The organism is Sulfitobacter sp. SK012 (assembly GCF_003352085.1).
Lineage (GTDB): Bacteria > Pseudomonadota > Alphaproteobacteria > Rhodobacterales > Rhodobacteraceae > Sulfitobacter.
In genome coordinates, this window is the sequence record NZ_CP025804.1 from 454,978 (window position 1) to 480,482 (window position 25,505).

General features: G+C 58.3%; 22 protein-coding genes, 1 tRNA gene and 2 pseudogenes. 13 read left to right on the top strand and 12 right to left on the bottom strand.

Going from position 1 to position 25,505, the window contains the following annotated elements:
* Nucleotides 1-8: 8 nt before the first annotated feature.
* The 4 genes from C1J03_RS02150 to C1J03_RS02165 all read left to right on the top strand — a co-directional run bounded on the left by C1J03_RS02150 (nt 9) and on the right by C1J03_RS02165 (nt 6,876).
* Nucleotides 9-740, top strand: coding sequence for an ImuA family protein (locus C1J03_RS02150; RefSeq protein ID WP_114883230.1), 732 nt, complete (start codon nt 9-11; stop codon nt 738-740).
* Nucleotides 634-2,175, top strand: coding sequence for a Y-family DNA polymerase (locus C1J03_RS02155; protein WP_254694158.1), 1,542 nt, complete (start codon nt 634-636; stop codon nt 2,173-2,175). Before C1J03_RS02150 ends, C1J03_RS02155 begins: the two co-directional genes overlap by 107 nt.
* Before the next feature lie 72 nt (nt 2,176-2,247).
* On the top strand, nt 2,248-5,556 hold the full coding sequence (locus C1J03_RS02160; protein WP_114883234.1) for an error-prone DNA polymerase: 3,309 nt from the start codon (nt 2,248-2,250) through the stop codon (nt 5,554-5,556).
* Between the two features lie 45 nt (nt 5,557-5,601).
* Nucleotides 5,602-6,876: a glycerate kinase type-2 family protein gene (locus C1J03_RS02165; RefSeq protein WP_114883236.1), complete on the top strand. Its 1,275-nt coding sequence runs from the start codon at nt 5,602-5,604 to the stop codon at nt 6,874-6,876.
* Here the strand turns inward: C1J03_RS02165 and C1J03_RS02170 are convergent.
* The 6 genes and pseudogenes from C1J03_RS02170 to C1J03_RS02195 all read right to left on the bottom strand — a co-directional run bounded on the left by C1J03_RS02170 (nt 6,873) and on the right by C1J03_RS02195 (nt 13,893).
* Nucleotides 6,873-7,511, bottom strand: coding sequence for a TetR/AcrR family transcriptional regulator (locus C1J03_RS02170; RefSeq protein ID WP_114883239.1), 639 nt, complete (start codon nt 7,509-7,511; stop codon nt 6,873-6,875). The two genes, C1J03_RS02165 and C1J03_RS02170, sit on opposite strands and share 4 nt — an antisense overlap.
* On the bottom strand, nt 7,511-9,016 hold the full coding sequence (locus tag C1J03_RS02175; protein WP_114883241.1) for a trimethylamine methyltransferase family protein: 1,506 nt from the start codon (nt 9,014-9,016) through the stop codon (nt 7,511-7,513). The genes C1J03_RS02170 and C1J03_RS02175 overlap by 1 nt, the downstream gene beginning before the upstream one ends.
* Nucleotides 9,013-11,415, bottom strand: a complete 2,403-nt coding sequence (locus tag C1J03_RS02180) for a GcvT family protein (protein ID WP_114883243.1) — start codon at nt 11,413-11,415, stop codon at nt 9,013-9,015. The genes C1J03_RS02175 and C1J03_RS02180 overlap by 4 nt, the downstream gene beginning before the upstream one ends.
* A gap of 612 nt (nt 11,416-12,027) precedes the next feature.
* Nucleotides 12,028-13,178, bottom strand: a pseudogene (locus tag C1J03_RS02185) (IS30 family transposase).
* 198 nt (nt 13,179-13,376) lie between these two features.
* Nucleotides 13,377-13,452, bottom strand: a tRNA-Ala gene (locus tag C1J03_RS02190).
* Nucleotides 13,453-13,560: 108 nt separating this feature from the next.
* Nucleotides 13,561-13,893 (bottom strand): TIGR02300 family protein, encoded by a 333-nt coding sequence (locus tag C1J03_RS02195; RefSeq protein WP_114883245.1) that lies wholly within the window; start codon nt 13,891-13,893, stop codon nt 13,561-13,563.
* Between the two features lie 111 nt (nt 13,894-14,004).
* Between C1J03_RS02195 and C1J03_RS02200 the strand changes: the two genes are divergently transcribed.
* The 3 genes from C1J03_RS02200 (at nt 14,005) to C1J03_RS02210 (ending at nt 16,001) form a co-directional block, all read left to right on the top strand.
* The gene (locus C1J03_RS02200; protein ID WP_114883248.1) at nt 14,005-14,691 is read left to right on the top strand and encodes a M48 family metallopeptidase; all 687 of its coding nucleotides are present in this window, start codon (nt 14,005-14,007) and stop codon (nt 14,689-14,691) included.
* A 38-nt stretch (nt 14,692-14,729) separates the two neighbouring features.
* Nucleotides 14,730-15,380, top strand: coding sequence for a GntR family transcriptional regulator (locus tag C1J03_RS02205; RefSeq protein WP_114883250.1), 651 nt, complete (start codon nt 14,730-14,732; stop codon nt 15,378-15,380).
* Nucleotides 15,381-15,482: 102 nt separating this feature from the next.
* Complete coding sequence (locus C1J03_RS02210) at nt 15,483-16,001, top strand: GNAT family N-acetyltransferase (protein ID WP_114883252.1); 519 nt, start codon at nt 15,483-15,485, stop codon at nt 15,999-16,001.
* Here the strand turns inward: C1J03_RS02210 and C1J03_RS02215 are convergent.
* From C1J03_RS02215 to C1J03_RS02230, 4 genes are all read right to left on the bottom strand, one after another.
* Nucleotides 15,988-16,431, bottom strand: a complete 444-nt coding sequence (locus C1J03_RS02215; RefSeq protein WP_114883254.1) for a protein-tyrosine phosphatase family protein — start codon at nt 16,429-16,431, stop codon at nt 15,988-15,990. The genes C1J03_RS02210 and C1J03_RS02215 overlap by 14 nt on opposite strands.
* A gap of 50 nt (nt 16,432-16,481) precedes the next feature.
* Nucleotides 16,482-17,444, bottom strand: a complete 963-nt coding sequence (locus C1J03_RS02220) for an acetyl-CoA carboxylase carboxyltransferase subunit alpha (protein ID WP_114888803.1) — start codon at nt 17,442-17,444, stop codon at nt 16,482-16,484.
* A 165-nt stretch (nt 17,445-17,609) separates the two neighbouring features.
* Entirely contained in the window at nt 17,610-18,206 is a 597-nt protein-coding gene (locus tag C1J03_RS02225) for a LysE family translocator (RefSeq protein ID WP_114883256.1), read from the bottom strand.
* 131 nt (nt 18,207-18,337) lie between these two features.
* Nucleotides 18,338-19,294 carry an L-malyl-CoA/beta-methylmalyl-CoA lyase gene (locus C1J03_RS02230; RefSeq protein WP_114883258.1) on the bottom strand — a complete coding sequence of 319 codons (957 nt, stop codon included), beginning with the start codon at nt 19,292-19,294 and terminating at the stop codon, nt 18,338-18,340.
* A gap of 247 nt (nt 19,295-19,541) precedes the next feature.
* On the opposite strand from C1J03_RS02230, the gene dgcN reads away from it, so the two are divergent.
* From dgcN to C1J03_RS02250, 4 genes are all read left to right on the top strand, one after another.
* Entirely contained in the window at nt 19,542-20,543 is a 1,002-nt protein-coding gene (gene dgcN / locus C1J03_RS02235) for an N-acetyltransferase DgcN (RefSeq protein WP_114883260.1), read from the top strand.
* A gap of 66 nt (nt 20,544-20,609) precedes the next feature.
* The gene (gene dgcA, locus C1J03_RS02240; RefSeq protein WP_114888805.1) at nt 20,610-21,575 is read left to right on the top strand and encodes an N-acetyl-D-Glu racemase DgcA; all 966 of its coding nucleotides are present in this window, start codon (nt 20,610-20,612) and stop codon (nt 21,573-21,575) included.
* Nucleotides 21,576-22,436 carry a D-amino-acid transaminase gene (locus C1J03_RS02245; RefSeq protein ID WP_174234431.1) on the top strand — a complete coding sequence of 287 codons (861 nt, stop codon included), beginning with the start codon at nt 21,576-21,578 and terminating at the stop codon, nt 22,434-22,436.
* A 5-nt stretch (nt 22,437-22,441) separates the two neighbouring features.
* Nucleotides 22,442-22,900, top strand: coding sequence for a MaoC family dehydratase (locus C1J03_RS02250; RefSeq protein WP_114883262.1), 459 nt, complete (start codon nt 22,442-22,444; stop codon nt 22,898-22,900).
* A gap of 32 nt (nt 22,901-22,932) precedes the next feature.
* On the opposite strand, the gene C1J03_RS02255 is transcribed toward C1J03_RS02250, so the two are convergent.
* Together C1J03_RS02255 and C1J03_RS02260 are read right to left on the bottom strand one after the other, a co-directional pair.
* Nucleotides 22,933-23,250: a DUF1244 domain-containing protein gene (locus C1J03_RS02255; protein ID WP_114883264.1), complete on the bottom strand. Its 318-nt coding sequence runs from the start codon at nt 23,248-23,250 to the stop codon at nt 22,933-22,935.
* Between the two features lie 138 nt (nt 23,251-23,388).
* A pseudogene (locus C1J03_RS02260) lies at nt 23,389-23,637 on the bottom strand (N-formylglutamate amidohydrolase); the annotation flags it as partial.
* 152 nt (nt 23,638-23,789) lie between these two features.
* Between C1J03_RS02260 and pyk the strand changes: the two are divergent.
* Entirely contained in the window at nt 23,790-25,235 is a 1,446-nt protein-coding gene (gene pyk, locus C1J03_RS02265; protein WP_114883268.1) for a pyruvate kinase, read from the top strand.
* A gap of 31 nt (nt 25,236-25,266) precedes the next feature.
* On the top strand, nt 25,267-25,491 hold the full coding sequence (locus C1J03_RS02270; protein WP_114883270.1) for a hypothetical protein: 225 nt from the start codon (nt 25,267-25,269) through the stop codon (nt 25,489-25,491).
* The last annotated feature ends 14 nt before the right edge of the window (nt 25,492-25,505 follow it).

The following is a 25,505-nucleotide window of genomic DNA, read 5'->3' on the forward strand; positions in this document are numbered from 1 at the left end:
AGGAATGCATGCACAACGATTCTTCTTTGGGGCAGGTGATTTCCCTGTCTGCCAAGCACCCGCTGCTGGAGGTGCCGGACGCGCCTCCAGACCCCGGTGCGGGGCCTGCGGTGTTGCGCGATGCTGTACTGGCGCAACCTTTCGATGGGGCGGCGACGGGGTTTGTGTTGGCGTGTTTGCCGTACAGCACCGCGCCGGTTTTGTGGGTGCAAGATCGGATGTCGCGCCGCGAAAATGGACGACTTTATGGGGCGGGGTTGCCGGCCATGGGCTTTGTTGGTCGCGTGTTGCGAGTCGAGGTGAGCCATCCGCGCGATGTATTGTGGGCGATGGAAGAAGGTGCGGCCTGTGCCGGGCTGGCCGCTGTCGTGGGCGAAATACATGGCGCGCCGCCCGTGCTGGATTTCACCGCGACCAAACGGTTGGCGCTTCGGTCAGAGGCGGCAGGCGTGCCGGTTTGGTTGATCCGGTCAGGCGATCCGGGCACGTTGAGTGCGGCGCGCGAACGCTGGCGGGTGGGATCGGTTCGGTCCGTGGACAACAGATTCGACGCACAAGCCCCCGGCGCACCCTTATGGGAGGCGGAGCTTTTTCGGGCGCGCAGCCGCAGTCCCGGTACATGGATAGCGGCGCATGACCCGCGGGCCCGAGACAGGGCGGATCGCCTCCGTTTTCTTTCCCGATTTGGCGATGGACCGGTGGCGACGGATCACGGCGCAGCAGCGGACGTTGCCGGATGATGACGTGGCGACGGTGCTGTCGCGTGAAGGGACGCACGGCCCGGTGATCCATGCCACCAGTGCTGCGGCGCGCGCGCGTGGTGTTGCGGTTGGTGACCGGGTGGTGGACGCGCAGGCGATTCATCCTGATTTACATGTGGAGCAGGCGGACCCTGAGGGGGATACTGCGTTGCTCAAGCGATTGGCGATGTGGGCGCGACGTTGGTCGCCTTGGACGGTGTCTGACGGTGATGGGATCGTGCTGGATGTCAGCGGTGTGGCGCATCTTTTTGGCGGTGAAGACGCGCTGTTGCGCGATATGGCCACGCGGTTTGCCATGCAGGGGTTGGTGGCGCGACTTGCGATGGCCCCCACGCGTGGGGCGGCGCAGATGTTAGCGCGCTATGGTGCGCAGGGGGCGATTTGTGACGTTGATACTGTGGCAGTGATGCTGGGCCCTTTGCCTGTTGCGGCGTTGCGACTGTCTGCGGATATGGTGCGACTTTTGGACCGATTGGGGCTCAAGACTATTGGGGCGCTGGACGCTGTGCCACGGGTCGCGCTGATGCGGCGTTTTGCGGGCAGGGAGGAGGCGGACAACCCGTTGATTTTGCTGGATCGTGCGCTTGGGCGCATGGCGGATCCCTTAAGCGCGCCACCCGATGCACAGGTTTGGATCGCGCGTAGTAAGCTGGCGGAACCGGTGATGGACCCCGTGCCACATCTGGACGCGCTGGCAGAAGATTTATGCGCCCAACTTGCGAGCACAGAACAGGGCGCGCGGCGGCTGCGGCTGACGATTTACCGCGTGGACGGCGAATGGCGCAGCCGGGATGTAGCGACCGCGCAGGCAAGCCGGGAGCCAGCGCATTTCGTGCGGTTGGTAGCGGGCAAGTTGGAGGGGGTCGATCCCGGCTTTGGTTTTGATCTGATCACATTGGAGGCGTTGCGGGCCGAACCGCTGTCCTTGCATCAAGACCGTCTGGATGGGGCGCGTGATGCGCAGCGAGATGTGGCAGCATTGCTCGACCGGCTGACGGCCAAGCTGGGGCCGGAAAAGATCACGTGGGATGTCTGGGTTGAGAGCCACCTACCCGAACGGGTGGCTCGGCAGGTGCCGGCGCTGACGGGAGCGGGTGCCGCGCCACCAGTGTTGTCGCGGGATCGTCCGTTGCGATTGATGGAGCCGGCAGAGGAGATTGCGGTGCTTTATGCGGTACCCGAAGGTCCGCCCGCGCGGTTTCGCTGGCGGCGGGTGGCGTTTCTGACTGCGCGCCATGAGGGGCCTGAGCGAATCGCGCCTGAGTGGTGGCGTGATCGCCCGGGCACGCGGTTACGGGATTATTACAAGGTCGAGGTGCAGGATGGACGGCGGTTCTGGATGTACCGTGAGGGCGTATTGGGGGATCATAGGGGCAGTGATCCGCGCTGGTTCTTGCATGGGTTTTTTGCGTGATGGAAAACGGCGCGCGCCTGAGACGACGCCCTGTCCGCCATCCCGCCGCCTATGTCGCGGGGGGACAGGGCCATGCCTCAGCAGGACGGATATAAGCGGCGCACGCTAGAGGTGGATGATCCGTTTCACTGGAACGATCCTGCGCCTTATGTCGAGTTGGGCGTGGCGAGTTGCTTTTCGTTTCTACGTGCGGCGTCGGATGCTGTGGACCTGACAGCGACGGCAAACTTGCAAGGTTATGACGCAATGGGGGTGGCGGATCACAACACGCTGGCGGGTGTGGTGCGGGTGCATGTGGAGGCCAAGAAGGCCAAACTGCGTCCGCTGATTGGCACGCGGTTGGTGCTTTTGTGTGGAACCGAGTTGTTGGCTTATCCACGCGACCGTGCGGGTTATGCCGCGCTGTCGGTGCTGTTGAGCAAGGGCAAGATGGCTGATGTAGAAGGCGGGTGGCAGCAAAAGGGCGAGACGCATCTGACACTGGACATGTTGGGTACGCTGGGCCGTGCCGTGCAGTTGATCGTTATGCCGCCCGAGGCGCTGGATGTGTTTGAGGCTGGGTTGCCTCGCTTGGTACGCGCGCTGCCGGGGCTGGGTCATGTGGGCGCGGCGTACCTGTATCGCGGTGATGATGTTGCGCGGATCAACCGTCTGGACCGGATCGCGCGCGCGCAAGGCTTGAGAATATTGGCGACGAATGATGTGCTTTATCATGCACCCCAAAAACGCCCGCTTCAGGATGTGATGACCTGTATTCGGATTGGGACGACGGTTGATCGTGCGGGATTTGCGCTGGAGGCGAATGCAGAGCGCTATCTTAAGCCGCCCAGTGAGATGTGCCGGCTGTTCACGCGCTGGCCTCATGCGATTGCAGCTACGCGCAAGGTGGCAGACGCCTGTCAATTTTCGCTGGACGATCTGAAGTATGAATACCCGCATGAGATCGTACCTGAGGGGCGTAGCGCGCAGGAAGAACTGGAGCGGTTGACCTGGGAGGGCGCGCAGGGTCGCTACCCGGATGGTGTTTCGGAACGGATCAGGGCAATTATCGAGAAGGAGTTCGCGCTGATCCGGAGCAAAAAGATCGCGCGGTATTTCCTGACCATCAACGATATTGTGCGGTTTGCTCGCGAGGATGCTAGCCCGCCGATCCTGTGTCAGGGGCGCGGATCAGCGGCCAATTCGGCGGTGTGTTTCTGTCTGGGGGTCACGGCAGTGGACCCCGAGGAGCATGATGTTCTGTTCGAGCGGTTTCTGAGCGAAGAACGCGATGAGCCGCCTGACATCGATGTTGATTTTGAACACGAGCGGCGTGAGGAGGTGATCCAGTATATGTATGAAAAATACGGACGGGATCGGGCCGGGCTCTGTGCAACGGTGATCCATTACCGCCCACGGTCGGCCATTCGCGAGGTTGGTCGCGCGATGGGGCTGTCTGAGGACGTGACCAGCAAACTGGCCAGCACGGTCTGGGGCAGCTTTGAGGCGGATGTCCAAGATGCGCGCGTCAAGGAGGCGGGCATGGATCTGTCGGATCCCTACCTGCGCCGGGTGATCGCGCTGGCGCGACAAATGACAGGGATGCCGCGGCATCTGAGCCAGCATGTGGGCGGATTTATCCTGACCGAGCGCCCCCTGACGGAGATGGTTCCCATCGGGAATGGTGCCATGCCTGAGCGCAGTTTCATCGAATGGGACAAAGATGACATCGACGCCTTGGGTATCTTTAAGGTGGATATCTTGGCGCTGGGAATGCTGACGTGCATCGCTAAATGCTTTGATCTTCTGCGCGCGCATTATGTCGTGGATCACGATCTGGCCAGTGTGCCGTCTGATGATCCAGAGACGTATGATATGTTGTGCGCAGGCGACAGTCTGGGTGTCTTTCAGGTCGAGAGTCGGGCGCAGATGGCGATGCTGCCCAAGCTGCGGCCCCGGCGGTTTTATGATCTGGTGATTGAGGTGGCGATTGTGCGGCCCGGACCTATTCAGGGCGACATGGTGCATCCCTATCTACGTAGGCGGCAGGGCATCGAAGGGGTGAGTTATCCAGCGCCTGGGCCGGATCATCCGCAGGACGAATTGCTCAAGATATTGGGGCGAACGTTGGGAGTGCCGATCTTTCAGGAACAGGCGATGAAGATTGCAATTGATGCGGCCAGATTTTCGCCGAAAGAAGCCAATGAGTTGCGCAAGGCGATGGCCACGTTCCGATCGCGAGGCACGATTGAGACATTGCAAAACAAGATGGTCGGAAGGATGACAGAGCGAGGGTACGATCCCGAATTTGCTGAGCGATGTTTCAACCAGATTAAGGGGTTCGGGGATTATGGATTTCCCGAAAGCCACGCGGCGAGCTTTGCCAAGCTGGTTTATGTGTCGAGTTGGATGAAGTGCCATTACCCGGCGGCGTTCGCCTGTGCGCTGCTGAATTCCCAACCGATGGGGTTTTATGCACCTGCCCAAATCGTGCGAGATGCGCGCGATCACGGGGTGGAAGTGCGCGGAGTGGATGTGAATTACTCCGATTGGAACTGTACGCTAGAGCCCTGTGCGAAGGGGTTTGCGCTGCGGCTGGGCCTGCGGCAGGTGGACGGGATGCGCGAGGATGCGGGGCGTCGGATCATGGCCGCGCGCGAAGAACCGTTTGTGGACGTCGCGGATCTCAAGGCGCGGGCTAGACTGGATCGGGGGATCACGGGCAAGTTGGCCGCAGCGGATGCGTTTCGGTCGGTGGGCATCGACCGGCGTCAAGCGTTGTGGCAGATGCAGGGCTTGCGTGACGCACCTGCCTTGCCGATTTTTGACCACGTTGAGGCCGCGGGCGAAGGGGCGGAGCCTGTGGTGGCGCTCCCGGCCATGGCGCAAGCCGAACATGTGGTGGCTGATTACCAGACGCTGCGCCTGTCCTTAAAGGCGCATCCACTGCAATTCTTTCGCACAAGTCTTGCCAAACAAGGGTTTTCGGCGACAGAAAACCTGATCCACATGGGACATGGCCAGCGGGTGTCACTGGCCGGATTGGTGTTGGTGCGCCAGAAGCCGGGTAGCGCCAAGGGCGTGTGTTTCATCACGCTGGAGGATGAGGTCGGCGTGGCCAATCTGGTAATCTGGCCAAAGCTCTTTGATCATTTTCGTGCCATCATTATGTCTGCGCGGCTGCTGGTCGTGCATGGGCGGGTGCAGACGGATGGGCAGGTCATTCACGTGGTTGCGGACCGGCTGGAGAACCGAACAGACCGGTTGGATTGTTTGGGCGACAGTCCTGTGCCGTCGGGTGGGGACAGAGATCACCCAAAGCCTCCCGTTCCGGGGCAGGTCAGCCCACGCAAACATCCGCGTGACGTGCGCGTGATCCCCAAGTCGCGGGATTTCCACTGACATCGAATGCCGCTAAAGTCTGCCAAACATCTCTGAGGAAGCACGATGGATCCGGCAAAGCAGGCATTTCTACATGGGCTATTTGATGCAGCCGTCACAGCCGCAGATGCCGAAGCGGCATTGCGCGCACATTTGCCCGACCGTCCCAAAGGCCGTGTTGTGGTGGTTGGTGCCGGTAAGGGTGCTGCGCAACTGGCCGCTGCGTTTGAACGGCTGTGGGACGGGCCCCTGACAGGGGTGGTTGTGACGAGGTACGGCTACGGCGCGCCGTGCAAGCATATCCGCGTCATGGAGGCGTCGCACCCAGTACCGGATGCCGCCGGCGCAAAAGCAACGGCAGCTTTGTTTGGGGCTGTGGCGGAACTGGGTCCGGACGATCTGGTGGTGGCGCTGATCTGCGGTGGTGGTTCGGCTTTGCTGCCGGCTCCGCTGGAGGGGCTGACATTGGAGGATGAGCAGGCGTTGAACCAGGCGCTGCTCGCGTCAGGCGCACCAATTGGGGTGATGAACGCGATCCGCAAACATTGTAGCGCCATCAAGGGCGGACGGTTGGCGGCAGCAGCGCATCCGGCACGGGTGGTCAGCCTCGTTGTGTCGGACGTGCCCGGTGATGATCCGGCGCAAGTCGCGTCAGGGCCCACGGTACCGGATCATGTGTCCCTATCGGATGCGCGCGCGATGATTGAAGCGCGTGGGATCGTACTGCCAACACAGATCATGGCGCATCTTGCGGGTGATACAGGCACTGCGCCATCCCCCACTGACGCTGTTTTTACGGGCAACGAAGTGCATGTGATCGCCTCGGCTCGATTGTCGCTAGAAGCGGCAGCGCGCGCGGCGCAGGCACAGGGTATCGGCGCGGTGATCTTGTCGGATGCCATTGAGGGCGAGGCGCGGGTGATCGGGCAGATGCACGCAGCCATCGCGCGCGAGGTTGCCACCCAAGGGCATCCCTTTACGCCACCCGTGGTGATCCTGTCGGGGGGCGAGACAACCGTCACGCTGAACGGTGCCGGTGGCCGCGGTGGTCGTAACAGCGAATTCCTGTTGTCCTTTGCCAATGAAATCGACGGAGTGGCGGGCATTACGGCGCTGGCGGCAGATACTGATGGGATCGATGGGTCGGAAGATAACGCAGGTGCCTTTGCCGATGGTCAAACAGCAGCCGCGATGCGCGCAGCCGGTGTCGCGCCGGATGATGCGTTGCGGCGCAATGATGCATGGGGTGCATTTGACGCGGCAGACAGCCTGTTTGTGCCGGGGCCTACAGGGACAAATGTGAATGATCTACGCGCAATCTTGGTGGGCGAATTACCCTAAGCCGGATCGTTCAAACGATAGATCCGTGCGAGCTTGGCGTCGAGCGCTGTGACTTCGGTCTCCGGAGCGCGGACCCCTGTGAAAGCCAGCAGGTAGTGAGGCGTGAAGGGCATGCGCTCATGGATCGGCTCATCGAGTTCGGCGTCGAAATAGCCGATCTGCATGTAATAGAGGACTCGCGCGCGCGTGATTGCGTCTGCTGCCGGGTAGGAAAAGCGTTGAAACATCTCCGTCAGGGCCGCGATGCGCTGAGCGTCTGAGCGGTGCAGAACCTCGCGCACGGCGGGTGCGCGGCGTGACCAATCGCGGATCGCAAAATCGAGGCGGTTGTTAAAAAGCGCGGGGTCCAAAAAACCCACAAAGACGTTACAAACTGCTTTGGTGATCGTGGCGGCAGGTAAAGCGGCATGATCAACGATGGCCTTTGTGTTGGTGCTTAGCCAATGATCCAAAAGCGCGTCCAGCAAGGCATCGCGCGATTTGAAATACCAGTAGAAACTAGAACGCGAGACGTTCAACCGTTCAGCCAGCGTCAGGATTTTGACCTGCTCAATGCCGCCTGCGATCAACGTATCAAGCGCTGCATTGAGCCAGTCATCGCGGGTGGCTTTCACATTGCTGGTTGTGGTGTCCATCAGCTGACCGGGGCCGCGCCACCGGTGGCGCTGCGCTGTGCGATGTCGGTTTGGAGCGCGGACAAGCGGTCTTCGTTCAATGTGATGTCAGGGGGAGTGGCAAGGATATCTTGCCAGATTCCAGTGGCGCGTGTCGTCGCGTCTTGTTCCCCCTTTTCGCGCCATGTACCGAAGTTGCTGTAATCGGCCACCAAGGGGTCGTAGAATTCGGTTTTGTAGCGCGCCATCGTGTGCGGCGTACCAAAGAAATGTCCGCCGGGTTGCACCTCACCGATGGCATCAAGGCCAAGATCAGCACCGGCGTCTTGGCCCGCCATACAAAGTTCAGCGACCATTTGCAGCACTTCGACATCTGTCACCAGCTTTTCGTATGAAATGCTGAGCCCCCCTTCGAGCCATCCTGCGGCGTGGATCACAACGGTGGCCCCGGCCATGAGGCAGCCCCACGTGCCGAACTGCGTCTCGTTGGCGGCCTGCACATCGCTAAGATTGGCTGCTGATCCCGACGCACTGCGCCACGGCAACTCGATGAAGCGTGCAAGCTGCCCGGCGGCTAGGGACGCGCGAAAATGCTCTGGCGTACCAAAGACGGGCGCGCCGGACTTCATATCCACGTTGGAGGTAAACGTGCCGTAGCACACTGGCGCGCCGGGGCGGGTCAGCTGAGTTAACGCAATGGCGGCGAGCGCTTCTGTGTGACTGAGGGTAACGGCTCCGGCGACAGTGATCGGTGCCATGGCACCCATGAGGGTGAAGGGAGTGACGATGCTCAGTTGGCCGTGGCGCGCAAAATCGATCAACCCTTGGGCCATCGGAATATCGAGGGTCCGCGGCGAGTTGGTGTTGATGATCGTGTAGCAATGGGGGTCTAGAGCGAAGGCATCATCGGTCAGCCCGCGAAAATCGCGCAGCAGCTCAAAATTGTCCATCGCCTGTGCTGTGCCACGTGAGTATGCAAAAGGGATTTTATCAGAGCAGCGCATCTGGGTCTCGAGCATGGCATAATGGCGCAGGTGGATGGGGATGTCTTGTGGCTCAACCAGCGGCGGGGTCATGTGCAGCACATCGAAATGCTGGGTCAGACGCACAAGGTCATCGAAATCAGCCAGCGTGCCGGGGCGGCGACCACGGATGCGGTCTGTGGCATGTGGGCAGCCTGCGCCGGGCTGGAACATGAGGCTGCCCAGTTCCACGTTCAGATCTCGCTTTGGGATCGCCCCCTTGGCGGTGATTTGGCGTGGGGCCATGGCAAGGGTGGCCGTAATAACGTCGCGCCCGATATAAACCATTTCACCGCCCACCCGCGCTCCGGCCTTGGCAAATATTTCGCGAGCTTGGGGCAGCAGCACCTTGATGCCGTGGGTTTCTAGGACATCGAGGGCCGCGTTATGCATGGTGGCGATGTGATCATCGCTAAAGGCCTTCATCGGCGGGAAGGGATTGCGCAGGTTCGAATAGTCGGTTTGCCGGGTTTGCGTGGGAGCGCTGCCGCGTCCGCGCCTCACGACCGCATCGCTTTGCCGTCCGGGTCATAGGGTGAGGGCGCAATAACCTTAGTCGCGCGCTCGACCCCAACGATATGGACGGTTAATTCGGTGCCGATGTGCGCCTGATCTGCGTCGATCAACGCCATAGCGAGGGACTTGCCAGTCGTGTGGCCATAGCCACCGGACGTGACAAAGCCGACCCGTTTGTCGCCTTGCCATATTGGCTCGTAACCGCTGGCGTCAGCCCCGTCGGCGTCGATCTCAAGGGTGACTTGGCGCTGGGCAGGGCCATTGCCATCCCGTTCATTAATCGCCGCGACGCGGCCTGTGAAGTCGCCTTTGTCCCAGTCGATCCAGCGGTCCATCGCGGTCATTCCGGGCGTGTAGCCTTGGGTGAACTCAGCGGACCAGATGCCAAAGCTCTTTTCCAGTCTTAGGCTGAGGAGCGCGTTAAAGCCGACCTCTCTAATTTCGCTGCCTGCCCCGGCTTTGAGGAGCGCGTGGCGCAAGGTCGCGTGGTCTCCCATGCGGCAGTGAATTTCAAATCCCAACTCTCCAGTGACGGACATGCGGCCGACCTTGCAGCGCAAAAGGCCGACGTCGAAGCTGCCGCAGCCCATGAACGGTAGGGCGGCGGCGTTTTCCGAAAGCCGCGCGACGACCTCGCGGGAATTTGGACCTGACAGGGAGAAGCCTGCCATTTCTTCGCCCAGATCGCGCAGTGTGACATCTGCGCCCATGTGGCCATTGAACCAGCGCATGTGCCAGGCCCGCAAATAGTAACTGCCCATGATCCACCATGTGCCGTCGCCCCAGTTGAACAGGGTGAGGTCCCCCTTGAGGCGTCCATCCTCGCCTAACATGACGGCAAGGCGGGCGCGGCCCGGTTTGGGGAGCTTTGTGGCGAAGATCGTGTTCAACCATTCCTCTGCGCCGTCGCCCGAAACCTCGAAGCGAGAAAAGCCAGTGATGTCGAGAAGCCCAACGTTTTCGCGGACTGCGTGGCATTCGGCGGCGACGATGTCATGGGCGTTTGAGCGTTTGAGGGACGGAGTTTCTGCAAAGCCGGGTTCAGCGAAATAGAGCGGAACTTCGAGATCCCAGCTTTGGCCCCATTGGCAGCCGGCAGCGGTCATGTCCGCATAGGCGGGTGCTGTTTTCAGAGCGCGGCCCGCGGGGAGTTGTTCATTGGGGTAGGTCATCACGAAACGACGTGAATAGAATTGTCCGGTGGTTTCTTTGATATATTGTTTGTTCTCAGCCCAGATGCCGTAGCGCGCGACGTCCATCCCATAGACATCTGCTTCGGGTTCGCCGTGGATCATCCATTCAGCGAGCGATTTGCCAACGCCACCCCCCTGAAGGAAGCCTGCCATGACAGCGCAGGCGGACCAATAGCCGCGCTTGCCCGGCACCGGCCCGACCAGTGGATTGCCATCGGGAGAAAAGGTGAAGGCCCCGTTCACCCATGTTTTCACGCCGACATCTTGCAGCGCAGGATACCGTTCGAAGCCCATGATAAGCTCTTTCTCGATCCGATCTGGGTCTTCTTGTTGCAGTTCGAACCCGTACTCCCAAGGTGCGCCGTCCATCATCCAGTGCTGGTGATCGACTTCGTAAATCCCCAGCAGAACACTTTTCTGATCTTGGCGCAGGTAAGTAAACCCTTCGAGATCGACGGTCATTGGGACCTCGAAATCGAGCGCTTCCAGCGCGGGGATCGTATCAGAAATCAGGTAATGGTGGTTGAGCGGCGAGACGGGCAATTCAACGCCTGCCATGCGGCCGACCTGCTTTGCCCAAAGACCAGCGGCGTTGACGACATGCTCGCAGGTGATGGTGCCCTTTTCGGTCACGACTTCCCAGCCCTCTAGCGTTTGGTTCAATTCCAGCACGCGGTTGTGCTCGACCACCGTGGCCCCGCGCTTCTTGGCGGCCCCAGCGTAGGCATGCACGACACCCGTGGTATCGACGTAACCTTCGCGGTCGGCCCACATGCCGCCCAACAGGCCTTCACCAGACATGATGGGGTTGAGCTCTACAGCTTCCTCGACGCTGACGAGGCGGCAATCATCAATGCCGATAGATTGGAACGTGCGGTAGGCTGATTGCAGCCATTCCCAGCGGTCGGGCGTGCCCGCCATGGTCAACCCGCCGGTCATGTGCAGCCCGATGTTTTGACCTGATTCCTCTTCGATCTTGGACAGCAGGTCGATGGTATAGGCCTGTAGCTGCGCAATATTGGGGTCCGCATTCAGCGCGTGGATGCCACCAGCGGCATGCCAACTGGATCCAGCAGTGAGGATTGAGCGTTCAATGAGGCACACATCCGTCCAGCCAAGCTTGGCAAGGTGGTACAGAATGGAGGTCCCGACGACGCCTCCGCCGATGACGACAACACGGTAATGCGATTTCATGACTGCCCCTTATGGAATACCTAAAGACAGCAAAGCGTGGTTTGTGAATTTTGTCTAGACACTTCTGTACAGTGGCCGTCAGGATTGGACGCGCTCGGCGATCTGGCGAAGTGCAATCTCACGGCTGCTTAACTCTTAATGAAGTACTTCTCTTAGGGAAAAACAGTCGTGAGGCCAGCAACGCAGATTCCAATAAGCGCAAGATTTGATGGGACAATTTTTGGCGTGACCAAAAAAACGCCACTCATAGCGTAAAGCAAGCCCTGCAAAAAACACGCAGATGCCGTCTCCGAGGCACTTGAGTAGGGCGCAAAGTGTGTGGATTTGCCCGGGATAGCGTTCCCGTTGGCCGACTTCCACAGCCTCAGAGTGACATTGTTAGGCGCGAGATACATGGCCGCAGCGTGGATACACACCGACAGCTAAGATTAAGCGGTTCAACGCGCGCCTTAGTTTTGGTCAGGTGCGGAGGTTGAGCTATGATGCTGCTTAGGTGCAGGGCCTAGGAACTGACTCAAGCGGCCATTCGCAGCAGTAGGTGCCAACTACTGCTATGCGGAACAATCCTGCTGTTAGCTGCACCTGCGCCAATGTCCGCAATCCGCGGCGATCTCAACCGGTCGATGCAACGCACTCTGCGGACATCTCTGCTGGCGTTTGGTCTTGCGAGGTCGTTCGTTGAGTTGCCTTGCAATTGCACTGAGTTTTGCTTGGGAATGAACGGATAGGTCCGTTCCGCGAGGCAAGTGCTGCCTCAAAAGCCGGTTGGTGTTCTCGTTTGACCCGCGCTGCCACGGTGATTGTGGGTCGCAGAAGTAGACATCAACGTCGGTTGCCAACGTGAATCGCGGATGATCTGCCAGCTCTTTGCCACGATCCCACGTCAGCGACTTGTAGAGCTCGCGCGGCAGTTTCTGAGCCGATTTGATCAGCGCCGTGATGACACTCTGTGTGTCTTTGTTCGCGACTTTGACCCGCATCACGTACCGAGAATGCCGTTCCACGAGTGTCGCGATATAACTGTTCTTTGATCCACCGATTAAGTCGCCCTCCCAGTGGCTCCGAACAGCACGATCTTCGACGGACGCAGGCCTTTCGCTGATAGATACAGCGTCCTTGATCTGGCCATTTCCCTTTCGCTTCTGGCTGGCATGCTGTGAGCGCCGGACAGTGCGTTTAGCCCGCAAGTGCTCCAGAAGTTCCTTCTTCAGGACACCGCGGGCCTGTATATAAAGGCTTCTGTAAATCGTTTCGTGTGACACCTGTTTGTGCGCCTCTCCAGGGGATGCGCGTTTGAGCCAACCAGCAACTTGTTCTGGCGACCACTTGCGCCGTAACTTTGCGGATACTGCGTGGGCCAACATCGGGTGACAAGCCAACTTGCACATCTTGGGGCGCAAAGCCCGATCCCATGCAGCTTGGTCTGATGCCGTTGCGCGATAGCCCAACTTGCCCCCATTGCGTCGTACCTCGCGGCTGATCGTTGAAGGCGCACGTCGCAACTGACGCGCAATTGCCCGGAGAGATTGCTTGGTGCTGAGCCCACGAGATATCTCTTCACGCTCAGCAAGGCTCAATGCAGAACGACCGCGTCTGCGATCAGGTGGACGTATTCCGCCCGTTGGTGAAATCACGGAAAATACCGACGATGAGTGGCGATCAAAAACGCGCCCAATCGACCTCATCGACTCGCCACGCTGCCATCGATCCCAGATATCGGCACGCTGTTCGGCTGAATAATAGATCCTGCGACGATACTTCATTCAAAACACTCCATCTCTTCCTAAAGATTAAAGTGTTGCGTCGATCAGTTGAGGCCACCGGGCATTCAGTAATTTAGATTTTTATGGGTCCAGACCCTAAGCGTTATTTAAGCGCCAAAAACCCAAAGGCGTGGTGATAGGCCGCCCGAAAGCGCCGATCGGGGTTTAAGGTCACTCTATTATCAGGTGGTAGGGTGGTGGTGGAGCCTAGCGGGATCGAACCGCTGACCTCCTGCATGCCATGCAGGCGCTCTCCCAGCTGAGCTAAGGCCCCATTGTGGGTCACGGACCCTGCGGGATTGGATCGAAACCCAATGGGCCGCTGAATAGGCGTATGGTTCGGCGGGATCAAGCAGAAAATCCCGGGCCCGCCGAAACTCGTTCAGGTATCGTCGTCAGGTGCTGCAACATCCGCGATCTCTTCGAGCGGGATGGTGTCATCATCGTCTTCGTCATCGTCCAGCAGATCATCGTCCAGATCTACTTCGACATCTTCTTCGTCGACTACAGCTGTTTCTTCTTCGTCCGCTTTTGTCGCTTTTGCCTTGGCCGTTACGGCGTCTTCGGCATCTGCGGCGATCATGCGTGACTTGCTGGTGTCGACCTCAACCACTTCGCCCGAGTAGGGGCTGATGATTGGGCTCTTGTTCAGGTCATAGAAACGCTTGCCCGTGGTGGGGCACAGGCGCTTGGTTCCCCATTCTTCATTGGGCATAGAATCCCTTTCGTAAATTGGATGTTGGTTCTAGATGATTCAGGGCAAGTGCCATATGAAGACAACGCTGTCAAAGACTAATGCCCAAGCCCCAAGCACATGAGCCCGAAGATGAGCGAGCATATCCTGCAAGGAGATCCCCCGATCCCCCTGATCCTGCGCCGTTCTGCGCAGGCGCGGCGCATCTCTTTGCGCATTTCACAGCTTGATGGGCGGGTGACATTAACGTTGCCAAAACGGCTTGCTGAGCGTGAAGCATTGGACTTCGCGCGCAGCAAAGAGGCATGGATTCGCAAGCATCTGGATGCGCGTGGTGAAGATGTTGTTATCGGGCTGGGTGCTGAATTGCCGTTGGGTGGGCGCATGTTGAAGGTGCAGGAGGCACCAGGCCGGCGTGTGGTGATCAGCGAAGAGGGCGTGTTTGTGCCGGGGCCAGCGTCACGGGTGCCAACGCGGCTACAGGCGCATTTGCGCGAAGTGGCGCGTGATCGTTTGGCAGGAGCGTGCGATGATTATGCTGCCATATTGGGGCGGTCCTACAATCGGCTGAGCCTGCGCGATACGCGGTCGCGCTGGGGGTCTTGCACAGCGGACGGCGGGCTGATGTTTTCGTGGCGGTTGATCATGACGCCGCCCGAAGTTCTTGATTATGTCGCCGCCCATGAGGTCGCGCATCTGGCAGAGATGAATCACTCGCAGGCTTTCTGGGACCTTGTGACAAAGATCTACGGGGATTACGCGCCACCCCGTCGCTGGCTGCGGACACATGGCAGCACATTGCACCGCTACCGGTTCTGACGCTTGACGAGGCGTAAGTTTGTGATCACAAACGGCACATGAACCTGACCCAACGCGCAATCGATGCAAAACCTTTGGCCCATGATCGGGTCTACCGCCATTTGCGCACGCGCATCATGCATGGCGATCTGCCGCCGGGACATGCCCTTACGTTGCGCGGAATAGGCCGCGAATACGAGGTATCGATGACCCCCGCACGCGAATCTGTGCGGCGATTGGTAGCTGAGGGCGCACTTTCTATGTCTGTTTCAGGGCGTATTTCGACCCCGGCGCTAAGCAATGAGCGTATTGAGGAGCTTGCTGCACTCAGGGCGTTGATCGAAGTTGAATTAGCGAGCCGTGCGATGCCGCGCGCTCACATGGCCCTGATCGAGCGGTTACAGGCTATTAATGCCAAGGTCTCCGAGGCCGTCGCGCACCGAGATGCTGTCAGCTACATCCGAACGAACCTCGAATTTCACCGGACGCTGTATCTGCGTGCCCAGGCCCCTGCGATGCTTGCCATGGCCGAGACGGTCTGGCTCCAGATGGGTCCGACGATGCGGGCGCTATACGGTCGCCTACGCCAAAAGGAGCCGCCGCAGTTTCACCGGTTGATTATCGCTGCCCTGCGCGCAGGTGATGAACCGGGTCTGCGTCTGGCCGTGCGGTCTGATGTCACACAGGGTTTGCGGATGCTGGCGGGTTGACGAAGCATCGGATTTGGCGAAAGTTCAACGATGATACCGCTTAAGGCCCTTGCAGCACGCTATCCGTTCCGCCGGTAACGCGCGGAAGGTTTATCGATTCTAATGAAAACCAACCGCATTGAGGGCGGTTTTTTTATGCCCGAACGGATTGAAACGGAGCATGATATGACCCCCCAAGTGATCACCCGCCGCAGCGTCGCAGAGGATTTGCCGGATGTCTTGAAACTGGTGCAGGCACTTGCTGCGCATCACGGGGATACCCCGATGGCCACGCTTGAGAGCTTGCGCCGCGATTGCCTTGGACCAGCCCCATGGGTGACCGTGATCGTGGCCGAGGCGGATGGAATCGTCGGCTATGCAGCTCTTTGCCGCTTGGCACAGGTTCAATTTGGAGTGCGCGGGATGGATATCCATCATCTGTTCGTGGCGCGAGCGCAGCGTGCCAAGGGCATTGGCAGACTTTTGATTGAGGCGTCGATTGCAGAGGCGGCAGCGCAGCAGTGTCGTTATTTGACCGTCGGAACGCATCCTGAAAATGATGTGGCACCAAGGGTCTATTTGAATGCAGGTTTTGATGCTTTGCCGCCGCCCGGACCGCGGTTTCGGATCAAGCTGAGCTAGGTTGCTCTAGAATCCGGCGGATGAAGTCCACTTGCTCGTCGGTGTCTGGCACGGGAACGCCTCGCGCGATGCTGACCCGTGCAATGGCGTCGCGGGCCGAGATGCCCTGTTGGCGGCCCAATAGACAACACGCAAGAATTCCCGAGCGGCCAATACTGGCGTGGCAATGCACCGCAATATGAGCACCTTCATCAAGCCGAGCGCTTAAGTTGCTCAGCAGCGCTTCAAACGGCTCAAACAGAGGGAGCTGCATGTCAGGTACGGGATGGGTCAGAAATGTCATGCCCAGTTCAGCACAGATGCCAGCTTGATGCACAAGGCCCACTAGAACCGCCTCAGAGGGCTCCAACAGGGAGAGGACTGTATCGACCCCCTGCTCTTGCACGGCCGTCAAATCCTGACGGACGGCACCAGCTGTTGGGCGGCGCATGATGTAAAGCGCGCCCGCCGTGGCCGATAGGATGGGGTATAAGTGGGTGCTCAGGCTGCTAATCCCCGATCACCCATATCGAGGTATTTCTCGCGGCGATCTTTGACGAGCGCCTTGGGGGATTTGCCATCCAATGAGTGCAACATTTCTTCGATCGTTTCACCCACAGATTTTATGGCAGCGGCTGGGTCACGGTGCGCGCCGCCCCTTGGTTCGGGGATGATCCGGTCGTTTACACCCAATTGTTTGAGATCTTGCGCGGTCAGACGTAGGGCTTCAGCCGCTTCGCGCATCTTTTCGGCGTCTTTCCACAGGATCGACGCGCAGCCTTCAGGGCTGATCACCGAATAAACCGAATGTTCTAGCATCGCGACCCGGTTTGCCGTGGCAAATGCGACTGCCCCGCCTGATCCACCTTCGCCGATAATAACACTGACAAGAGGCACGCCAATCTGCAGGCACTTTTCTGTGGCGCGCGCGATCGCCTCAGATTGGCCCCGCTCTTCGGCACCTTTGCCGGGGTAGGCACCGGGGGTATCGACAAGTGTGATAACCGGCAGCCCAAAACGGCCTGCAAGGTCCATCAAACGTACAGCCTTGCGGTAACCTTCGGGGCGGGCCATGCCGAAATTACGCTCAATCCGGGATTTGGTATCGTGGCCCTTTTCATGGCCAATCACCACGACAGGACGGTCATTCAGACGCGCAAGACCACCCATGACAGAGTGATCGTCGGCAAAGTTCCGGTCCCCGGCGAGGGGCACATAATCACTAAAGAGCGCTTCGATGTAGTCTTTGCAATGCGGCCGTTCGGGATGGCGGGCGATCTGACATTTACGCCATGGGGTCAGCGATTTATAAAGATCGTCCAGCATAGCCGCCGCTTTTTTATCAAGCGCTTTAGCTTCATCGCTAGTGTCCATGCCGCCCTCAGCACGGGCAAGGGCACGTAGCTCTTCGGCCTTTCCCTCGAGTTCGGCCAGCGGCTTTTCGAAATCCATGTATTGCGTCATGTTGTGCTCAACCCCTTGTGTCATAGGATATATGGCGGGCAATTGGTTGGTTTGCAACGCGCTGGCCATGTGGATTTGCTCTGATCGCCCGAAGGGGCCTGTTGGACAAAGCATTTTGCGATTTTGTTGATGTGTCTTGGCCTGCCAAAACACGGCTCTTTGCCGCTACCCCATTTGCAGGACCGGATAAAGCGAAGCAACAAGCAGCGCAGCCATTGTCCAGTTGAACACCTTCAAACGCTTGGGGTTTTTCAAGATGCGCGCCATTTGCTGGCCGAGCGTGGTCCAAAGCAGCATCGAGGGGATGTTCACAATCCCGAAAATGCAGGCGGCGATACCCAAAAAGAACAGTCCTGCGTCACCGATGTAAACCGTGATTGCGGTTATGGCCATCGCCCAAGTTTTTGGATTGACCCACTGAAAAGTGGCAGATTGCAAGAATGTGAGCGGTTTGCCGGCCGCGTCGCGTTTTTCAACGGGAGCGGCATGCGCGATCTTCCAAGCAAGCCAAAGCATGTAGATGACACTGGCCACTTTGAGCACGGTGTAGATCACCGGAAAGCCGTCAAAAACCTGAACGACACCGCTGCCAAGCAAGATCAACATCACCATAAAGCCAAGGCTGATGCCCAACATGTGCGGCAGGGTTCGCAGGAACCCGAAATTCGCGCCCGATGCCATCAACATAAGGTTGTTGGGCCCCGGAGTGGCAGAGCTTACAAAAACAAATAGGGCGAGGGCGGGCAGCACTTCGGTATTCATCTGCTGTAACTCCCTTAGATCAAGTCGTCAGGGTGTTGTGCATAAGCCTGATCCGACTGCCTCGTTTCTCACGGAGGCGGCGGTTTGGCAATTGCTGAGGGGCGTCTCGAAAATGAGCGCCCCTCAGGCGCTTACTCAGAGAATAGTTCGGATTGGCGTACGATGACTTCGGCCTGTTTGATGCTGGCGATATCAACCAATCGACCTTTGTAGACAGTGGCACCTTCCCCGTTGGCCTTTGCTTCTTGCATCGCGGCAAGGATTTCGCGGGCTTCTGTCACGGCTTGTTCTGAAGGGGTAAACACATCGTTGGCGATGGCGATTTGCTTGGGGTGGATGGCCCATTTGCCAACCATGCCCAACGTCGCAGACCGCATGGCCTGTGCGCGAAACCCGTCATCATCCGAGAAATCCCCAAAGGGTCCATCAACGGGCAACACCCCGTGCGTCCGGCATGCAGCAACAATCGCAGCCTGTGCCCAATGCCAAGGGTCAGACCAATGTTTGGCCCCTTCATGGATCATATAGTAATTTTCCTGCGTGCCGCCGATGCCTGTTGTTTGCATCCCCATGGAGGCAGCAAAATCCGCGGCACCCAGGCTCATCGCTTGCAAGCGCGGGCTGGACGCGGCGATTTCTTCGACATGGGCAATGCCCGCTGCACTTTCGATAATGACCTCAAAACTGATCTTTTTAGTGCGGCCCTTTGCGGTCTCGATCGCTGTGACCAGTGCGTCGACTGCATAGACATCGGCAGCACAGCCAACTTTTGGGATCATGATTTGATCAAGGCGATCACCGGCCTGTTCCATCAGGTCGACGACATCGCGGTACCAATACGGTGTATCAAGCCCGTTGATCCGCACCGACAGCAGTTTACTGCCCCAATCCACGTCCGAGATTGCCGCGATGATGTTTGCGCGCGCACTGTCTTTGTCGCTTGGCGCGACGCTGTCTTCTAGATCAAGGTTGATTACGTCCGCCGCACTTGCTGCCATTTTCTCGAACAATGCCGGACGAGAACCGGGGCCAAACAACTGACAGCGGTTCGGGCGGGCCGGGGCGGTGGGCTGAAGACGAAAGCTCATGATCGTAATCCTCGAGGTAATAAAGTTGCGAGTGGGCGTGCTTCTGGGGTATTAAATTGCGCGCCACGCTGCAAGTGCAATTTGCAAGCGCAGCATTTCAAACCGAGTGTCTGGAGGATCTTGCGCCAAACGGGAAATTCACGCGAAAATCTTGTGCAATTTTTGCGATAGCCGTCTGTTATGCGATTGAATTGCGATCTATATCCGGCATGCTTTGCAAAATGCGTCTTTAAGGGGAATCGCTGCCATGATCGAAACACCATATCTCTTGTTCTTGGGCGATGCGCCCGACCAATTGTCCGCAAAGGTCGCGCAGGGCATCAAAGACTGGCGCCCTGAGAATGCCGTTGGACAGTTTCGCATGCCGGGCTGTGCTGCGGATGTGGGCTTGAAAGATATGACTTTGGCTGAGGCAAAAGAAGCTGGGGCCAAAACGCTGGTCATTGGTGTTGCCAATCGGGGCGGCTTGATCTCGCAGGCCTGGAAAGACGTTCTGATCGAAGCCCTGAGCATGGGTTTCGACCTGGCATCTGGGTTGCACAATCTGCTTGCTGGCGAGGGCGACCTTGTCGCGGCGTCACAGGTGGCTGGAACAACATTGCATGATGTTCGGGTGCCGAATGTTCAGTATCCTATCGCGAACGGCAAGAAACGGACAGGCAAGCGTGTGCTGGCCGTGGGTACCGATTGTTCGGTTGGAAAAATGTATACGGCTTTGGCGTTGGACACAGCGATGCGTGAGCGCGGCATGAATAGCACGTTTCGTGCAACGGGCCAGACAGGCATTTTGATCACAGGGTCTGGCGTGCCGCTGGATGCGGTGATCGCAGATTTCATGGCAGGCGCGGTCGAGTATCTGACACCCGACAATGAGCCTGATCACTGGGATATTATTGAGGGGCAGGGGAGCCTGTTTCACGTAAGCTATTCTGGTGTGACGCTGGCGCTTATCCACGGTGGCCAGCCTGACGCATTGATCATTTGCCATGAGCCTACACGCAAACATATGCGCGGCTTGCCAGAGTATACGCCGCCCAGCATCGAGGCGGTACGTGACATGGCATTGACGCTGGCGCAGGTGGCAAATGCTGACTGCAAGGTCGTAGGTGTAGCTGTGAATACGCAGCATATGTCTGATGAAGAAGCGACGGCCTATCTGTCGGAGGTTGAGGCGCGGACGGGCTTGCCGTCGGTCGACCCGTTCCGCCACGGGGCTGCGCGGTTGGCGGAAGCTCTGGAAAACCTCTGAAGAATGGCGAACCTGCAGGGCTTGGGTGCTTTGCAGGGTGTTGAATGGATAAATGTAGGGGTCGTGATGCGCTTTGACGTAAGCCGGGATGTATTCAAACTGGCGCGGGTGTTTACCATCAGCCGTGGTTCGCGGACCGAGGCGCAGGTGCTGACGGTGCGTGTGACTGACAAGGGAGCAACCGGCTTTGGCGAATGTGTGCCATATGCCCGGTATGGCGAGACGCTTGATAGTGTGACGGCGCAAATCGACGCGCTATCTGGATCAATAACGCGCGCTGACCTTTACGGTTTGTTGCCCGCAGGTGCTGCGCGCAACGCCGTGGATTGTGCGCTGTGGGACCTTGAGGCCAAGCAGACTGGTAAACGGGTTTGGGAGCTTGCAGGGCTTGTGGAGCCGCGACCAGAAGTGACCGCTTACACTCTGTCTTTGGATACGCCTGACGCCATGCGCGCGCAGGCTGCTAAACACGCGTTTCGTCCACTGCTGAAGATCAAACTGGGCACGCCTGACGACATGCCGCGACTTGAGGCGGTGCGGGCTGGGGCACCTGATGCAAAGATCATCGTGGATGCCAACGAGGGATGGTCAGCAGATGTTTACGCCGATTTAGCGCCCCATTTGGTTCGACTTGGCGTGGCTTTGGTTGAGCAACCGCTGCCGGCTGGCGAGGATGAAGCATTGCGCGGGATGGCACGGCCTGTTCCTGTTTGTGCCGATGAGAGTTGTCATGATCGAGAGAGCCTTGCGGGATTGAAGGGCAAATATGATGTTGTAAACATCAAGCTCGACAAAACGGGAGGCCTCACAGAGGCGCTGGCACTTAGAGACGCGGCGCTGGCTGAGGGTTATGGCGTGATGGTGGGCTGCATGGTTGGCTCAAGTCTTGCGATGGCTCCTGCGACTTTGGTGGCACAAGGGGCGGCTGTGGTGGACCTTGACGGGCCATTGCTGTTGGCCGAAGACCGAAACGTGCCTTTGACATTTGACAGCGCCGGCGTGCACCCACCCCGCGCAGAACTTTGGGGATAGATGATGCGGACAGTGTATGTGAACGGGGAATACCTCGCTGAAACAGAAGCCAAAGTCTCGATTTTTGATCGGGGTTTCTTGATGGCAGACGGCGTTTATGAAGTGACGTCGGTGTTGGACGGCAAACTAATTGACTTCGAAGGTCACGCCAAACGCCTAAGCCGGTCGCTTAATGAGCTCGACATGGCGAACCCAATTTCCAAGGCTGATTTGTTGGAAGTGCACCGCGAATTGGTGCGGGTGAATGAAATTGAGGAAGGTTTGATTTATTTGCAGGTCACGCGCGGGTCTGATGGCGACCGGGATTTCGCTTTTCCTGATCCAGAGACGCCGTCGACGATTGTGCTGTTTACACAAAACAAGCCGGGATTGGCGGATAACCCTGCGGCCAAGAAGGGCGCAAAGATCATCAGCATTGAGGATATTCGCTGGGGTCGGCGCGACATCAAAACGGTACAGTTGCTGTATCCGTCGATGGGCAAAATGATGGCCAAAAAAGCGGGCTGTGATGATGCATGGTTGGTTGAGGATGGGTTCGTCACCGAAGGCACCTCTAACAACGCCTATATCGTGAAGGGCAACAAGATCATCACGCGCGCGCTGAGTACCGACATTTTGCATGGTATTACCCGTGCGGCGGTTCTGCGTTTTGCCCGCGAAGCGCAAATGGACGTAGAAGAGCGCAACTTTACCATCGATGAGGCGAAAGAGGCGGATGAGGCGTTTACCACGTCGGCCAGCGCCTTTGTTATGCCAGTCGTTGAGATCGATGGCGTGACGCTGGGCGGCGGTGTTCCAGGCCGCGTGGCCCCGCGATTGCGCGAGATTTACCTCGAAGAGATGCGCAAAGCGGCGGTCTGAGGGCGGTGCTGGTTATCACGCGTGCGCATTTGCTTGAGGCGGTCGGGACCGAGCTTGGGTGCTCGGAATGGTTCGCCGTTGAACAGGCGCGGATTGATGCGTTTGCCGAGGTGACCGAAGATCGGCAATTCATTCATATCGATCCGGAACGTGCGGCGCATACCGTCTTTGGAGGGACAGTGGCGCATGGATTGCTGACGCTGTCGATGATGTCAGGTTTGGCGGAAGGCACCCTTCCTGATATTGAAGGGCAAAGCGCCAGCATCAATTACGGGTTCGACAAGGTTCGCTTTGTCACACCAGTGCATAACGGTGCACGCATTCGGGGGCGGTATGTGCTGCGCAAAGCCGAGATGCGGGCGGGGGGCGACAAGCTGATGACGACATTCGACGCGGTGGTTGAGATCGAAGGCGTTGAGCGACCCGCGTTGACGGCAGTTTGGATGATACTCTACGCGTTCTGATGGGAGGTGGGCCGCATGCCCACCTGTTGAATTTACCCCTTAGTCACGTTTTCCTTGAATGCAGTGTCGAACGCCTCTTTTTGCGTATCGTCCGCTGGAGTCTGATAATCAGCTTTCCATGCATCCATTGTCATGCCGTAATAAAGCTCGCGCGCTTCATCTTTGGTCATCTCGATGCCGCGTTCGGCGCTCGCTTCTTGATACCAGCGGCTCAAGCAATTGCGGCAAAAACCCGCGAGGTTCATCATATCGATGTTATGCACATCGGTTCGGTCTTGCATGAGGTGTTTTTGCAGACGCCGGAACGCGGCGGCCTGAAGTTCTATTTCGGTTTGAGTAGGGCTGGACATTTTTTGGCGGCTCCTTTGGGTTATAGCTGGGTCTGAGTAAGCGCGGTTTCAAGGATGGGGGCGAGGTGGTCGGACCATTCTTGTTGTCTCGCAGGATCAGCGATCAAGTCGTTGCGCAGCTCAATAAGCAAGGTTGCGTCGGTTGGGGTCAATCACCAGCCGCGAGAAATTGCTAAGGAGTGCAGGACTGTCAAGCCGCTGGGCCAATGTGCGGGTCACGTCAGCTGCACCGATGTCCCACGCGATATGGCGGCCCATATCTCTGGCAGGCAAGCCCAGATCACCTCCCCCTACGGCATCCGGAAAGGTGTTGGTGGCATGATCACAGGTGACCAGCCAGCGCTCGGGACGGTCGGCACCGTCGATCTGATAGGGATTGTATGTCATTTGCCTGAAACCTTTGACATGTAGAAATAGGCCAGTTATCCCCGGATGTGAATTAATGATACCGCTAACATTTTGGGTTTTGGGTTGTTATAACCCTGAAAAGCAGTTTGCCTGCGCGCATCCAAGACCAGCGAATAAAAGGAACACCATCAATGAGACGCCTGCGGAATGTAAAGATCGTAGCAACGCTGGGGCCTGCCTCGGACGACATGGAAATGATCGGCGCGCTGCATAAAGCGGGCGCAGATGTCTTTCGGCTGAATATGAGCCACGGGAGCCACGAAGAAATACGTGAAAAGCACCGGATCATTCGCCAGCTAGAAGCGGACATGGGCTCTACAATCGGTATTCTGGCTGATTTGCAGGGACCAAAGCTGCGCGTAGGTGTCTTTGCCGGCGACAGCGAGCAGTTGGATGTTGGCGCGCCGTTTCGCTTGGATCTGAATGAGGCGGAGGGGGATGCGAGCCGCGTTTGTTTGCCGCACCCTGAGATTTTTGCTGCCCTTGAGCCGGGGTCGAGCCTGTTGGTCAATGATGGTAAAATTCGGCTGAAAGTGCGCGATTGCGGTCCTGATTTCGCAAATTGCGAAGTCGTGATTGGGGGCGTTATCTCCAACCGTAAGGGTGTGAATGTCCCCGACGTTGTGCTGCCGCTTGCCGCCCTTAGCGACAAGGACCGTGCCGATCTTGAGTTCGTTTGTGAACTGGGCGTTGATTGGCTGGCGCTGAGCTTTGTTCAGCGCCCTGAGGATGTCTTGGAGGCGCGCGCGCTTGCGGGCGACCGCGCGGCGATCCTAAGCAAGATCGAAAAGCCGTCTGCTGTGGTACGGTTTGATGATATTTTGGCGGTCAGCGACGGGATTATGGTCGCTCGCGGTGATCTGGGGGTCGAATTGCCGGTACAAAACGTGCCGCCTATTCAAAAACGTCTGGTGCGGAAGTGCCGCGCGGCGGCCAAGCCGGTGATCGTGGCCACACAGATGCTGGAATCGATGATCGAGAGCCCGATGCCGACCCGTGCCGAAGTATCCGACGTTGCGACGGCAATCTATGAAGGTGCAGATGCGGTCATGTTGTCGGCGGAATCGGCGGCGGGCGATTTCCCGATCGAAGCGGTCACAACGATGGACAAGGTTGCTACCGAAGTTGAGCAGGACCCGACATATACGCAAATCATCGAATCCAGCCGCAAAGCAGACCGGATGACTGTTGCGGACGGTATCGTTGCCGCGGCCCGTGAAATTGCGGAAACGACCGATATTAAAGCGATCTGTTGCTATACGCAAAGTGGCACAACTGCGCTGCTCACAGCCCGCGAACGGCCCCGCACGCCGATTATCGCACTGACGCCGTTGGTAGGAACCGCACGGCGGCTTGCACTGAGCTGGGGGTGCAATTGCGTGATCACCGGGAGCATGGACCGCTTTAAGATGGCTGTGGTCGGCGCTGCGCAAGCCGCGCGCTCGCAAGGTTTTGCTGGCCCTGACGATCTGATCGTTGTGACCGCAGGTGTGCCTTTTAACGTGCCAGGCAGCACAAACATCCTGCGGGTGGCACCGTGCGACGAGCGTTTGATTTTCTCATCTGATCCGGAGTAGCGTGATCCAAGCATAATTGCAGGAGATCACTATGGACCCCGATCTGTCGCTTGTTCTTGGTGTCGTCATCGGTGCATTGTCTGTGCCGTCGATTCTATCGGCAGTGACCGATGGTCGTGCACCCCGCGCTTCAGCGATTATGATCCTGATTGGGGGTGGATTGATCCTTTATGGCATACAGAATCATCCGGGCGGGTATCAGCTTTCGGACTTGCCGGGTGTTGTTGTCGGCGTAATCGGGAAGTATTTACCTTAAGCGGCAGCAGCAGA

Coding starts and splice junctions, on each gene's coding strand:
- pyk (WP_114883268.1), top strand. CDS start 23,790: ATGAGACGCCTGCGGAATGTAAAGATCGTAGCAACGCTGGGGCCTGCC.
- C1J03_RS02245 (WP_174234431.1), top strand. CDS start 21,576: ATGATGCGGACAGTGTATGTGAACGGGGAATACCTCGCTGAAACAGAA.
- C1J03_RS02160 (WP_114883234.1), top strand. CDS start 2,248: ATGCCTCAGCAGGACGGATATAAGCGGCGCACGCTAGAGGTGGATGAT.
- C1J03_RS02180 (WP_114883243.1), bottom strand. CDS start 11,415: ATGAAATCGCATTACCGTGTTGTCGTCATCGGCGGAGGCGTCGTCGGG.
- C1J03_RS02215 (WP_114883254.1), bottom strand. CDS start 16,431: ATGCGCCGCCCAACAGCTGGTGCCGTCCGTCAGGATTTGACGGCCGTG.
- C1J03_RS02150 (WP_114883230.1), top strand. CDS start 9: ATGCACAACGATTCTTCTTTGGGGCAGGTGATTTCCCTGTCTGCCAAG.
- C1J03_RS02200 (WP_114883248.1), top strand. CDS start 14,005: ATGAGCGAGCATATCCTGCAAGGAGATCCCCCGATCCCCCTGATCCTG.
- C1J03_RS02195 (WP_114883245.1), bottom strand. CDS start 13,893: ATGCCCAATGAAGAATGGGGAACCAAGCGCCTGTGCCCCACCACGGGC.
- C1J03_RS02165 (WP_114883236.1), top strand. CDS start 5,602: ATGGATCCGGCAAAGCAGGCATTTCTACATGGGCTATTTGATGCAGCC.
- dgcN (WP_114883260.1), top strand. CDS start 19,542: ATGATCGAAACACCATATCTCTTGTTCTTGGGCGATGCGCCCGACCAA.
- C1J03_RS02205 (WP_114883250.1), top strand. CDS start 14,730: ATGAACCTGACCCAACGCGCAATCGATGCAAAACCTTTGGCCCATGAT.
- C1J03_RS02220 (WP_114888803.1), bottom strand. CDS start 17,444: ATGACGCAATACATGGATTTCGAAAAGCCGCTGGCCGAACTCGAGGGA.
- C1J03_RS02225 (WP_114883256.1), bottom strand. CDS start 18,206: ATGAATACCGAAGTGCTGCCCGCCCTCGCCCTATTTGTTTTTGTAAGC.
- dgcA (WP_114888805.1), top strand. CDS start 20,610: ATGCGCTTTGACGTAAGCCGGGATGTATTCAAACTGGCGCGGGTGTTT.
- C1J03_RS02255 (WP_114883264.1), bottom strand. CDS start 23,250: ATGTCCAGCCCTACTCAAACCGAAATAGAACTTCAGGCCGCCGCGTTC.
- C1J03_RS02230 (WP_114883258.1), bottom strand. CDS start 19,294: ATGAGCTTTCGTCTTCAGCCCACCGCCCCGGCCCGCCCGAACCGCTGT.
- C1J03_RS02155 (WP_254694158.1), top strand. CDS start 634: ATGACCCGCGGGCCCGAGACAGGGCGGATCGCCTCCGTTTTCTTTCCC.
- C1J03_RS02170 (WP_114883239.1), bottom strand. CDS start 7,511: ATGGACACCACAACCAGCAATGTGAAAGCCACCCGCGATGACTGGCTC.
- C1J03_RS02270 (WP_114883270.1), top strand. CDS start 25,267: ATGGACCCCGATCTGTCGCTTGTTCTTGGTGTCGTCATCGGTGCATTG.
- C1J03_RS02210 (WP_114883252.1), top strand. CDS start 15,483: ATGAAAACCAACCGCATTGAGGGCGGTTTTTTTATGCCCGAACGGATT.